Here is an 11,872-nt window from a genome sequence, read left to right as displayed (position 1 = left end):
GGGAACACACTACAAAAAGGGTTCGCTCGACCCAGGTGCAAGTCTCGTTCTCCTGCCCCTTTCTTCTTGTTAAATCTAACCATTTTTATTACCTAACATAAATGATGAGTAGGAGGTGTTGTCAATAACTCACCTCCTCAATTCTTGCAGTTTTTTCTGTCATCACGGTAATGGACCAAGCCCCCCAAAGGAGCAAAAATCCGGCTGGTGTCAGCAATTCCCGGTGGATTGGGGTCGGACCAAACCCTTGAGAATATTGGATTATGGAGTAATCAATCAATCCTTAATCCACTTTTTCGCACTGGGCTTAAAGTGCTGTTTTTGGAGGCAATTCGTAACAAAGGTTTGTGCCGTTCAGTCCTCAGCCTGTCTCTTTTCCTTTTCCCTTTCCACTTCCGCGCAGGTTAAAACCTGCGGCTACCTTTCACTATTCACTGTTCACTGCCTCTATATACCTTTTTCCTGATTTTATAATCCCCCGTGCCGGTACGCGCTTATTATCGGTTTGCTTAAAGAAAAACCGATTAATGCGCCGATGCATGAGCCTGTCATGCCCTGTAAAGTTTGAATTAAAACATACCAGGGGGCGTAATATATATGCCAGATATACGGGGCAGATATATAATAGAAATAGATATACACAACAAAGCCCCTTAATACACCTGCACCTATTGCATTTACTCTGCTTTCCAGGTAGTTACGGCAACATAAAAAATAAACCTCCAAAGTAAATCCTGCGAGCAATGCATAGGGCCACCAGAGAGGGTTTATTCCACGGGAGATAATCTGGGAAAGGAGGCTGTGTCCAAAAATAATCAACGTGGCAGTGCCAAGTTTAGGAACAAGTCTTATACCAATGAACAATACAGCGGTGAAGGGGATTGAATATGCAAAGCTGTGAATAAAGGGGATACGGCTTAAACCGAATTTAAAGGGCAGTCCGGCAATATAGAGGAGGCTGCAGAATAATGCAATGACTATAAGTTCGTGAATAGTAAAATTTTTTATGAGCCTGCGCCTTAACCCCACATAAAAGGCAACACCGCCCAGAATAAAGACGAAGACCATAGAACTGATATAACTATTCATACATAAAACCTGTTTTTCACTGCCAGGATTATTGCCAGAGATATAGTGGAAAGGGCAACCCAATCCATCCATAAAAAACGCAGTTTTTTAATCTCTGTTCTCCTGCCGGTAAAACCCCTTACCTCGGCGGCCAGGGCAATCCTTCTGGCCTTACGAAGACTGTCGATAATCAATGGCTCGACAAGGAACCGAAAACCCCTTATGCTGCCACGCAGCCCTTTTAACCTTAACCCCCTTAATCTCTGGGCAATTAATATCCTCTTTGCTTCTTCTCCAAGTGCCGGCAAAAAACGTATGCTGACGGTAAGCATAAAACCAATCTTTTCAGGAACACCAAGCTTTTTTAGCCCTAATATAAGATCAGAAGGATACGTGCTCATCACAATGACCATGCTTAGAAGTGTGGCTGAAAAGAACCTCATAGACTGGACTGCCCCGTAAATTAACCCCTCCCTGTAAACCGATATGCCGCCGGTAAGCCTGCCAAAAAACCCTGCATCTTCAGGAATGATTGTAAAAAGGGGCGTTCTTGGTTGAAAATAGTAAAAAAAACCCTGGGAAATCACAGTGGCAACCATAGCCATTGCCATCAGGTAGAGAGTGGTTTTAACAACGGAAAACGGTGGTTTTATGGAGAAAAAAGCCAGCAGGAGAACCGCAAAAAGACAGAAAAGGCTCATCGGCGTATTCAGAATCACTATAAGGCAGGCACAGGCAAGACTCATAAGTATTTTTGTTCGGGGGTCCAGATTGTGAAAAAGTGTAGCCCTACTTACATATCTCATCGCTCATAACCCTGCCATCTTTTAGTAAGATAACCCTCTGTGAAAACTCTTTCACGTTCCTGTGGTGTGTGGAAAAAATAACAGTTTTCCCCTCATCGGTCATCATATTCAGAATCCTGAAAAGGTTGTTCAGGTTGCCGTGGTCTAAGCCGGTTGTCGGTTCGTCTAAAATGAAAATCTGTGGTTCCATTGCCAGAACAGATACTATTGCAAGGAGTTGTCTTTGTCCTCTCGACAGTGTCTGGGGGTGTCTCTTTTTGATAGAATTAAAATCGGCAACCTTCAAATATTCATCTTTATTAATCTTTTTTCCTAACTGTAAAGGGGCGAACATAATCTCTTCTTCTACCGAGTTTGCAAAAAGCTGCTCATCGGGATTCTGGAACAAAAAGCCAACCCTGCCGATAAGCTCTTCCAATGAGGGATTGACAAGGCCCAAAAGGGTTACTCTTCCTTTATCGGGTTTTAAAAGACCGGCCAGAATCTTTAACAGTGTTGTTTTACCGGAGCCATTGTCGCCACAAACTGCAATTAATTCCCCTCTTTTGATATTCAGGTTTATGTCTGCTAAAACAGCTCTTTCCTTTGTATAACCGAATGCTACCCCCTTGATATCAATTTCATCTGAAAATATTCTCTCTTCGCCCTTTAGCAGCTCTCTGCCGGTTACCATTCTGAGCCTGTTAACCTGGCCAAAATCTGTAATTTTTCCTTTCTCCAGAACTATTACCCGGTCAGCTAACAATAAAAAATCTTCATACTGATGCTCTGTGAGTAAAATTGTGTTCCCGTTTTCTTTAAGCCTTTTGACAACGTTAAAGAACTCAACCCTCCCCCTTGAATCGAGATCAGTGGTCGGTTCATCAAAGAGGAATATATGCGGCCCCATTGCATAGATCGAGCTTATCGCCAGTCTCTGCTTCATGCCCCCGGACAGGTTAAGCGTTTCTGCATGCCTCATGTGAAAAAGTCCCATTTCTTTCAGGGCCATATCCCTTCTTTTTATGACATCTTCCTTTGGCAAAGAGAGATTCTCACAGCCAAAGGCGACATCATCCTCAACTTGCAACATAAATATCTGACTTTCCGGGTTCTGAAACACCGTGCCGACAACCCTCGACATCTCCGCAACAGGTACGTCTTTCGGTAGGAAACCATTTACAGCAACCTCTCCGGTCAATTTTCCATCAAAAACATGCGGTATAAGACCATTCAGGCAATAAAGAAGCGTGGACTTTCCGGAACCGGTTGCACCGGTAATGAGAATAAACTCACCATCATGAACCTCCAGATTAATGCCCTCCAGCACAGGGGCGTCCGTCTCCGGATACACGTAGGTGAGGTTTCTGATGTGTATCATCTCAGGTTATTGGTAAACAGATCGATTATGCCTGTGTAATCCTGTTCTTTCGAGTCTGAGAAAACGACATCATTAAGGCTGCCGTTGATAGACCCGGCTGCATCTTTAATCTCCTCATAGGAAGGTCTGCGATATGGAAGGTCATCTATCGGCATATACCCGATTACCCTGTAGGGGATATCCCTGTCTATGCTTCCAATAAACCGCCCGATCCCTTTTATTTCCTCTTTGTCTATTACGTCCGGGATAAATACACTGGATGATGAAAGCTCGATACCGCTTTCGTAGAGGAACCTGAAATTCTTTAAGGGGGCTGTATTGGATTTTCCTGTATATCGTTTGTGCAGGTCATCGCTTAAGGCCTTGATTGAGAGAGACACATGTTTCAACCCTTCGAGAGAAGGCAGTATGTGGCCATTCGTCATAAGACGTACCTCGCATCTGAATTCGTCATAGAGTGTCTTCGGGAGAACAGAAAATTCGTGATTCTCGACGGGATCACCGCTGATAATAGTAACTTTTTCAGGTACAACAGGCCTGAGTATCTCAATGACCTCTTTCAGATTTAACAATCTTAATTTCTTGAGGCTAACCTTTGGATAGATCTTTTTCCAGTAACACCCGGTACAACGGAAATTACAACCTATAAAATAGAGGCTGCACGAATTTGTCCCTGGGTTATAGGTTATGCGATGTATATTCACTTGGGGACCTCCATTGACATTTCTTATCTCAGAATTTCAAAGTCATTTCGCCGTACCATTTTCTGCCGGGTGCCTGGTAAGATGAAAAATAGTCTCTATCGAACACGTTATCAACGGCAAGGGACACGGTGGCAAATTTTGTAACTGCATAGGAGACCTTTGCATCGGCAACAAAATATGGATCGTACGAAAGATACACCCCGTTTATCCTGTCTATGTTTGTGTCGTCACTGTACCGCTTGCCCACGTATCTCTCCACGCAATGTGCCTTAAATGGACCACACTCCACGTCAAAACCCATATTGAACATCTCGCTGGGAACATAGGTTAACCGTTTTCCTTCTGTCTCCGGCTTTACATCGTTATCCCTTACCTTTGCATTATTGTAGGTATAATTGGCAAACAATGTTATGCCTACATCAAACTTCTGTGAACCCTCAATTTCAAAACCCTTTATATCGGCTTTGCCTACATTGATCTTATCCTGAAGTGTCGGGGTAAGGGTTCTGCTGTAAATAAGGTCGTCAATATAGGTTTCGAAGTATGCTGTCTTGAACTGGAACCCTTCCCATAATTTTTGTTCTGCACTGACATCCCAGGAAAGGGATTTTTCAGGTTTCAGATTGGGGTTGCCGGCATATGTAACCCCTGTCGTTGAGGTCCATGTCCTGTAAAGGTCATATTGGGTGGGAGGCCTGAATGCCTTTCCAACAGACGTCCTGAGGGTAGTCTCTTTGAACGGCGTGTATACGAGTGCTCCTTTGGGGCTTATTGAAGAGCTGTCTGAAGGCCCGTAATGTTGCGGATATCCTGCAAGACCGGCAGAGTTTGCATACCCGTCGAAGGTCTTCCACCAGTCCTGCCTGAGACCGAGATAGGCGGTAAGATTATCGCGAAGTGCTATCTCGTCCTGGATGAAAAGGGCGAATGTCCTGTCCTTCCCCCGTGACTGATAGGTAAGGTTTGTTGTTGAATCTTCATCCTTCCAGTATGTCAGGGTGCGCTCTTCGGTATCCGACCAGGCGTATCGGTATGAGCCTCCAACGGTGAGGGTATGAATTTTAAAAGCCGGTATAACAAACTGCAAATCTGTGGTGTATGCACGGGAAGGACTGGAAGAAACGGTTCCCGGCCCTCCAAAACGGGTCGTTGATGCTGTCGTGCCCGGGGTTACATACCAGCTTTTTTCCAATTCGTTAAGATTCACAGAGGCCTTTGCCTTGACAGATGAGAATTCTGTTTCGTAATTTGCATTATATATATTTTGTGTTGTTCCGCCAGGCGTGCCGAGAAAGCTTGATTCCCTCACGGTGCCGTATGTATAAACAGGTACCCTGGCAGCGTTCATCACATAGGTGTTTGGATTCCGATACATATATTCGCTTTCATTTCTCATATAAGAAAGGAGCAGCTTGGACGTTTTGGTAAAATCATAGCCTGCTTTCACAGTGAGGCCCTTGTTGTACCACCAGTTGTTGCCTTTATCACCGATGAGATAAACGGTGGGATACTGGCTTGCCCCCCTGTAATACCTTTGCGGTGACCAGCCGCTGATCCCTGCAGGCGGTTTTGCAGTCTGTACATCGTAATCGGTCACATACCCATCGGTGGACTTGTAACTGTAACTCACGAAGATCCTGAACTTATCCTTGAATTTATCTCCATAGGAGGCGTAGGTGCCCCACGTGTTGTCCGTGCCGTAACCGCCCTTTACGGTAACCTCCTTTTTTTCGGGCATCTTCGTTATGATGTTCACCACCCCGCCCATGGCATACCCGCCGTAAAGGCTCGAAAAGGGACCCCTGACCACCTCGATCTTTTCAACGTCATCAGGGGCAAAACCGCCAAAATTGACAGTGCCATCGTAGGCTTTGTTCATGGTTATGCCATCGAGCATGATGAGGGTTCGCTTTTGCTCCGGCATGCCCCTTAAGGTAACGGCTGACTGGGTATCCATGAGACCCTTCCCGCGTCTGTCAAGGACGCCGGGAAGCGCATTCAGCGCCTGATCTACAGCCTGAACATTGCTCTTTTCAATATCATCCTTTGAGACTACGCTCGTCGAAGCAGGGACATCGGCCAGTTCTTTTTCGGTTCGTGTGGCAGTTACAACAATTTCGCTTAACTTGACCGGATGGCTTTCCTGTGCATACACAATCCCGATAACAGAAGACAACGAGGCAATTGCTGCCATAATCCAGATATTTAGCTTAACCACCTATCCCTCCTGTATGTTACGAAACTAATATTCGTGCTACTATTGAATAAAAAAATATTACTACTCTATGCCCTTCCCTGTGCTCGACATGTTTAGTGTCCCGTGTTTCACGCCCTTTATGGATTTCAATGTATCGGCGAGACGCTGAACTTCCGCCGGATTACCTCTCACAGCCACAATCTCAAGACAATTGTCGTGATCTAAATGGATGTGCTGGGTAGAAATGATTACGTTTTGAAAGTTGTGCTGGATATCGGTAATCTTGCTCAAAAGGTCTTTCCTGTGGTGGTCGTAAATGAGCGTTATGGCGCCTGCTATATCTTCACCTTCTGTCCACTCCTTTTTAATCAACTCCTGACGGATCATATCCCTGAAAGCCTCAGAGCGGTTTGTGTAGTTTCTATCTCTGATAAAACTATCAAATTTCTCGAGCAGTTTTTTCTCTAAAGACACCCCGAATCTTACTAATTCAGACATAACACTTCCTGATATTACTTTTTTTAATTATATAGCACATTTTTTTTCAAAGTAAAATAAAAACGTCGGGCTTATTTCCAGCATCACGGCTTAACATCAAGCGTGCCATAATGATGAAATACCTACTCCCCGTGTATAGAATAAGCCTGTCTGGAGAAATATGAGGCGTCATTGTTCCACCACCAGGTAGCTCTCAGACAAAGGATCAAAAATATAATAAATAACTTTTTGACAAAAACAATCTCATCATGATATTTATTACTGCACTATCTGGACGGTATAGTAATAAATACAAAGGGAGTGTATTTGATGAGTTCGCGAGTAAGTTCATATGACGCTATTGTTGATGCTGCAGAGGCTGTTGTTATAGAAGCCGGCGCATCCCACATGACACTTGATGCGGTGGCCGCGAAAGCAGGTGTCAGCAAGGGTGGGCTCCTCTACCACTTTCCGACAAAAGTGGCACTCCTTGAAGCCATGATTTCCCGACGAATAAAGATTCGTGAAGAATCACGAAAAAGGGCTTGTAAAGAACTCCCGGATGGGCCGACACGGGAAGTCAAAGGGTATGTGCTCTCAGTTCTGTTCCGTGACCAGAGTACTGATCGTATAGGCGCCCCCATCCTTGCCGCTCTCGCACACAATCCCAAGCTTGTAGAGCCTGTTCGAGAAGCCATCCGGAAACTCTATGCGGGATTTATATCATCTGGCGCCAAATTTGAGCAGGCTGCTATCATTGCACTTGCCGCAGATGGTCTCTGGCTGCAGGAGATTCTGTCCATATCACCTTTCAGCAAAGAGCAACGCAACAACGTCATAGAAGAATTATTGAGGCTCGCGGACGAGGAAATAAAATGAATCCTGTTAGAGAGGTGTTGTATGCAAACCAAGTATAGAAGCAAACTCATTGTCACTGTAGGAATTCTCATCTTCAGTCTGATGGTGAACGGTTGCGGAAAGTCAGAGAAACCGCCGCAGGGCGGCGCCCCGGAGGTTGCCACAGTAACAATATCGACTCAGCAGATCGTGCTGACCACCGAATTGCCCGGACGAACGTCCGCCTACCTCCTTGCGGAAGTAAGACCTCAGGTGAGTGGCATCATTCAGAAACGACTCTTTACGGAAGGCGTTGACGTCAAGGCAGGTGAGGTCCTTTATCAAATCGATCCGGCACCCTATCAGGCAACCCTCGACAATGCAAAGGGTGCCCTCGGGAGGGCTGAGGCCAATCTGCCCGCGATCCGATTGAAATTCGAGCGCTACAGGGACCTGCTTCCCGATAAAGCAGTTAGCCAGCAGGATTACGACGATACGACCGCCGCTTTGAAACAAGCCGAGGCTGATGTTCAGTATTGGAAAGCGACGGTTGAGTCGGCCCGTATCAATCTGGGGTATACTCGTGTCACCGCACCCATCCCCGGTCGCAGCGGCAAATCCAACGTAACGGTCGGTGCTATGGTGACAGCGTATCAGCCCCTGGCTTTGGCAACTATTCAACAACTGGACCCCATGTACGTGGATGTGCCTCAATCCACCACAGAATTGCAGCGATTGAAGCGCAGTATGGACGAAGGCCACCTTAATCAAAACGGAGAGAAACAGAAGAAAGTCAGGCTCATCCTGGAAGACGGGACGTCGTATCCTCTGGAAGGTACGCTTCAATTCCGGGATATCACGGTGGAACCGACGACCGGTTCCGTCATCCTTCGGGTGGTCGTGCCAAATCCGAAAGGGGTGCTCCTACCGGGCATGTTTGTCCGGGCGCTGGTGAAAGAAGGTATCAACGAACAGACCATCCTGGTCCCTCAGCAGGCAGTGTCACGCGACCCGAAGGGGAATCCGGTCACCCTGATTGTGGACACTGAGAGTAAAGTCCAGCAGCGGATGCTCACGGTCGATCGTGCCATCGGAGACAAATGGCTCGTCACCGCAGGCCTTAAACCTGGTGATCGGGTGATCGTCGAGGGGGTCCAAAAAGTGCGGCCCGGCGCTTCCGTAAAGGTTGTTCCTTTTGATGCCGGCCAACCGCCTGCAAAAGCGAATTAAACGGAGGAACCTGATGTTATCAAAATTCTTTCTGGATCGCCCCGTCTTTGCCTGGGTCATTGCCATCATCATCATGCTGGCGGGCGGCCTCGCCATATACAATCTGCCCGTATCGCAGTACCCTCCCATCGCGCCTCCATCCATATACATTCAGACCTCTTATCCGGGGGCCTCAGCGGAGACCGTGGAAAACAGCGTAACCCAGATCATCGAACAAAAGATGACAGGCCTCGACAAGATGCTCTACCTGTCGGCCACCAGCGATTCTGCCGGAGGCGCCCGCATCGAATTGACTTTTGCCCCGGGGACCGATCCGGACCTCGCCTGGTCCAAGGTGCAGAATAAGCTCCAACTCGCCATGGCCAGCCTGCCCGAAGTGGTCCAGCGCCAGGGTGTCACCGTCGGTAAGGCCACCAGAAACTATCTCATGATCATTGGCCTGATCTCGGAAGACGGCAGTATGGACGGCAACGACTTGAGGGACTATGCCCAATCCAACCTGGAAAAGGTGCTTGCACGGGTACCCGGCGTGGGCGAAGTGGAAAACTTCGGATCCCAATATGCAATGCGTATCTGGCTCAACCCCGACAGGTTGGTCGATTACCATCTGACAGTCGAAGATGTTATCACGGCGCTTACGGCTTACAATGTCGAGATCTCTGCCGGCCAGTTCGGTGGGGCACCCGCAGTGCAAGGTCAGCGTTTGAACGCCTCCATTATTGTCCAGAGCATGCTTAAGACCCCCGATGAGTTTGCCGCTATTCCCGTCCGCATCAATCCGGACGGCTCCATCGTACGGATCAGGGATGTGGGGCGAACGGAGCTGGGAACCGACATCTACGATATCGAAGTCTCTTACAACGGGAAACCTTCCGCCGGCATGGCCATCCGTCAGGCCGCAGGCGCCAATGCGCTGGATACAGCCTATGCAATCAAAACAAAACTGCAAGAGATGAGCCGATACTTCCCCCCGGGGATGAAGGTCGTCTATCCCTACGACACCACCCCATTTGTCAAAGTGGCTATCAACGAGGTAGTCATTACCCTCTTCGAGGCAATACTGCTGGTTTTTCTGGTCATGTGGCTTTTCATGGGGAACATCCGTGCTACCCTGATCCCGACCATCGCCGTGCCGGTGGTGCTCCTGGGGACCTTCGGTATATTGGGACTTTTCGGCTTCTCCATAAATATGCTGACCATGTTTGCCATGGTGCTCTCCATCGGTCTTCTGGTGGATGATGCCATTGTGGTGGTGGAAAATGTGGAACGGATCATGAGCGAGGAAGGACTCTCGCCGAAGGAAGCCACTGCCAAGTCCATGGAACAGATTACAAGCGCCTTGATCGGTATCGGGCTTGTACTCTCAGCGGTCTTCGGTCCCATGGCCTTCTTCGGCGGCTCAACCGGTGTCATCTATCGCCAGTTTTCGGTGACCGTCATCTCCTCCATGCTTCTGTCCGTGGTTGTGGCATTAATCCTGACACCGGTTCTCTGTGCCTCCCTTCTCAAGCCGGTGGCAGCGGGACATGAACCCGCTGAAAATGCGCTCCCTTTCCTGCGGCCTTTTTTTTCAAGGTTTGACCGTATATTTTTCAGGTTAAGAGACCGGTACGTGAAAATAGTTGGCAATTCTTTTTCAAAGAAAACGCGCTACGCTATTATTTATATTCTGATCGTGACGGCTGTCGGGATTCTCTTCCTTCGTACACCCACGTCCTACGTTCCCGATGAAGACCAGGGAATTCTGCTCTCTCAAATAATGCTGCCGACGGGTTCCACCCTTGAGCAGACCAAGAAAATTGTGGACCAGGTACAGCGGTATTTCCAGGAAAACGAAAAAGAAGCGGTGGACTCCTGTCTGACGGTTGCCGGCTCCGGCTTTTCCTTAAGGGCACAGACCAATGGTATGGTATTTGTCAAGCTCAAGGACTGGCATCTCCGTAAACGGTCAGAGCTGAGGGTAAAAGTCATTGCAGAACGGGCCATGAAGGCCTTTTCTCAGATGCGCAATGCCATGGTGTTCGCCTTTCCGCCGCCTCCGGTGATAGAACTGGGTATGGCCACAGGGTTTGACTTCCAGCTGCTGGATAGAGGCGGACTCGGTCATGAAAAACTGATGGCAGCCCGGAACCAGCTCCTCGGCATGGCTTCAAAAGACAAGCGTCTGACCAAAGTCCGGCCCAACGGCATGGAGGACGTGCCCCAATACCATATCGACGTGGACTGGGCAAAGGCGGGTGCCCTTGGGATTCCCATTGCCTCCATCCACAATACCATCTCGGATGCCTTCGGCAGCGCCTATGTAAACAACTTCATTCAGGGCGGCCGGGTCAAGCGGGTGTACGCTCAGGCTGACGCCCCTTACCGCATGCTGCCAAAAGACCTGGAAAGGCTCTATGTACGTAATAGCACGGGAAAGATGGTCCCCTTTTCTTCATTTGCCTCTGCCCACTGGACGTCCGGTTCTCCCAGGCTCGAGCGTTTTAATGCCTTTCCGTCTGTGAGCATATGGGGAGAACCAGCGGCAGGGAGAAGTTCCGGTGAAGCGATGAAAGTGATGGAAGAACTCGTCTCTAAATTGCCCCAGGGGGTCGGTTTTGAATGGACCGGGCTTTCCTATCAGGAGCGGATGTCAAGTTCCCAGGCACCCCTACTGTACGCCTTTTCCATCATCGTAATCTTCCTTTGTGTGGCAGCCCTCTATGAGAGTTGGCCCATCCCGCTCGCCAATATGCTGATGTTGCCCCTTGGTGTATTCGGTGCAACGCTTGCCACCTGGTCACGTGGTCTGCACAATGATGTCTACTTCCAGATCGGGTTTCTCACCACCCTCGGTCTGACGACAAAAAACGCCATCCTTATCATTCAGTTTGCAAGGGAACGAATGGCGCATGGTGAAGGGCTGATCGAGGCTACCCTTGGGGCGGCACGGGTGCGACTGCGACCGGTCATCATGACCTCACTGGCCTTTTTCTTCGGTGTCCTGCCTCTGGCCATCGCGACTGGCGCCGGTGCAGGTGCAATGAAGGCCATCGGCACCGCCGTTACCGGTGGGATGCTCTCTGCCACATTTATCGACCTCTTTTACATTCCGCTGCTCTTTGTTGTCGTATCGCGTCAGTTCAAGAAAAAAGAGCCGGACAGAGCGCTTGAGCGACATCCGGACACAACAGGTTCTGGGGAGGGGCAATAG

The 11,872-nt window shown here is 48.5% G+C and carries 9 protein-coding genes; 3 read left to right on the top strand and 6 right to left on the bottom strand.

The genetic code is table 11. The annotated features are described in order from the left end of the window. Positions 1 to 468: 468 nt before the first annotated feature. Genes NTX75_14395 through nikR form a run of 6 tightly spaced genes read right to left on the bottom strand, consistent with a single transcriptional unit; the run spans position 469 to position 6,633 of the window. Positions 469 to 1,089: a hypothetical protein gene (locus NTX75_14395; GenBank protein ID MCX5817405.1), complete on the bottom strand. Its 621-nt coding sequence runs from the start codon at positions 1,087 to 1,089 to the stop codon at positions 469 to 471. After that, a complete protein-coding gene (locus NTX75_14390; protein ID MCX5817404.1) occupies positions 1,086 to 1,874 on the bottom strand; it encodes an energy-coupling factor transporter transmembrane component T in 789 nt (262 codons plus the stop codon). Before NTX75_14390 ends, NTX75_14395 begins: the two co-directional genes overlap by 4 nt. After that, positions 1,858 to 3,234, bottom strand: coding sequence for an ATP-binding cassette domain-containing protein (locus NTX75_14385; protein MCX5817403.1), 1,377 nt, complete (start codon positions 3,232 to 3,234; stop codon positions 1,858 to 1,860). The genes NTX75_14390 and NTX75_14385 overlap by 17 nt, the downstream gene beginning before the upstream one ends. Beyond that, positions 3,231 to 3,938 (bottom strand): radical SAM protein, encoded by a 708-nt coding sequence (locus tag NTX75_14380; GenBank protein ID MCX5817402.1) that lies wholly within the window; start codon positions 3,936 to 3,938, stop codon positions 3,231 to 3,233. The genes NTX75_14385 and NTX75_14380 overlap by 4 nt, the downstream gene beginning before the upstream one ends. A gap of 28 nt (positions 3,939 to 3,966) precedes the next feature. Beyond that, complete coding sequence (locus NTX75_14375; protein ID MCX5817401.1) at positions 3,967 to 6,156, bottom strand: TonB-dependent receptor; 2,190 nt, start codon at positions 6,154 to 6,156, stop codon at positions 3,967 to 3,969. A 60-nt stretch (positions 6,157 to 6,216) separates the two neighbouring features. Beyond that, the gene (gene nikR / locus NTX75_14370) at positions 6,217 to 6,633 is read right to left on the bottom strand and encodes a nickel-responsive transcriptional regulator NikR (GenBank protein MCX5817400.1); all 417 of its coding nucleotides are present in this window, start codon (positions 6,631 to 6,633) and stop codon (positions 6,217 to 6,219) included. Positions 6,634 to 6,942: 309 nt separating this feature from the next. Here nikR and NTX75_14365 point away from each other — a divergent pair, with 309 nt between their 5' ends. Genes NTX75_14365 through NTX75_14355 form a run of 3 tightly spaced genes read left to right on the top strand, consistent with a single transcriptional unit; the run spans position 6,943 to position 11,872 of the window. After that, positions 6,943 to 7,491, top strand: coding sequence for a TetR/AcrR family transcriptional regulator (locus NTX75_14365; protein MCX5817399.1), 549 nt, complete (start codon positions 6,943 to 6,945; stop codon positions 7,489 to 7,491). A gap of 21 nt (positions 7,492 to 7,512) precedes the next feature. Further along, positions 7,513 to 8,679 carry an efflux RND transporter periplasmic adaptor subunit gene (locus NTX75_14360; protein MCX5817398.1) on the top strand — a complete coding sequence of 389 codons (1,167 nt, stop codon included), beginning with the start codon at positions 7,513 to 7,515 and terminating at the stop codon, positions 8,677 to 8,679. Positions 8,680 to 8,692: 13 nt separating this feature from the next. Further along, positions 8,693 to 11,872, top strand: coding sequence for an efflux RND transporter permease subunit (locus NTX75_14355; GenBank protein MCX5817397.1), 3,180 nt, complete (start codon positions 8,693 to 8,695; stop codon positions 11,870 to 11,872).

The organism is Pseudomonadota bacterium (assembly GCA_026388315.1).
Taxonomy (GTDB): Bacteria; Desulfobacterota; Syntrophorhabdia; order Syntrophorhabdales; family Syntrophorhabdaceae; genus MWEV01.
This window is presented reverse-complemented; position numbering and strand designations above follow the sequence as displayed.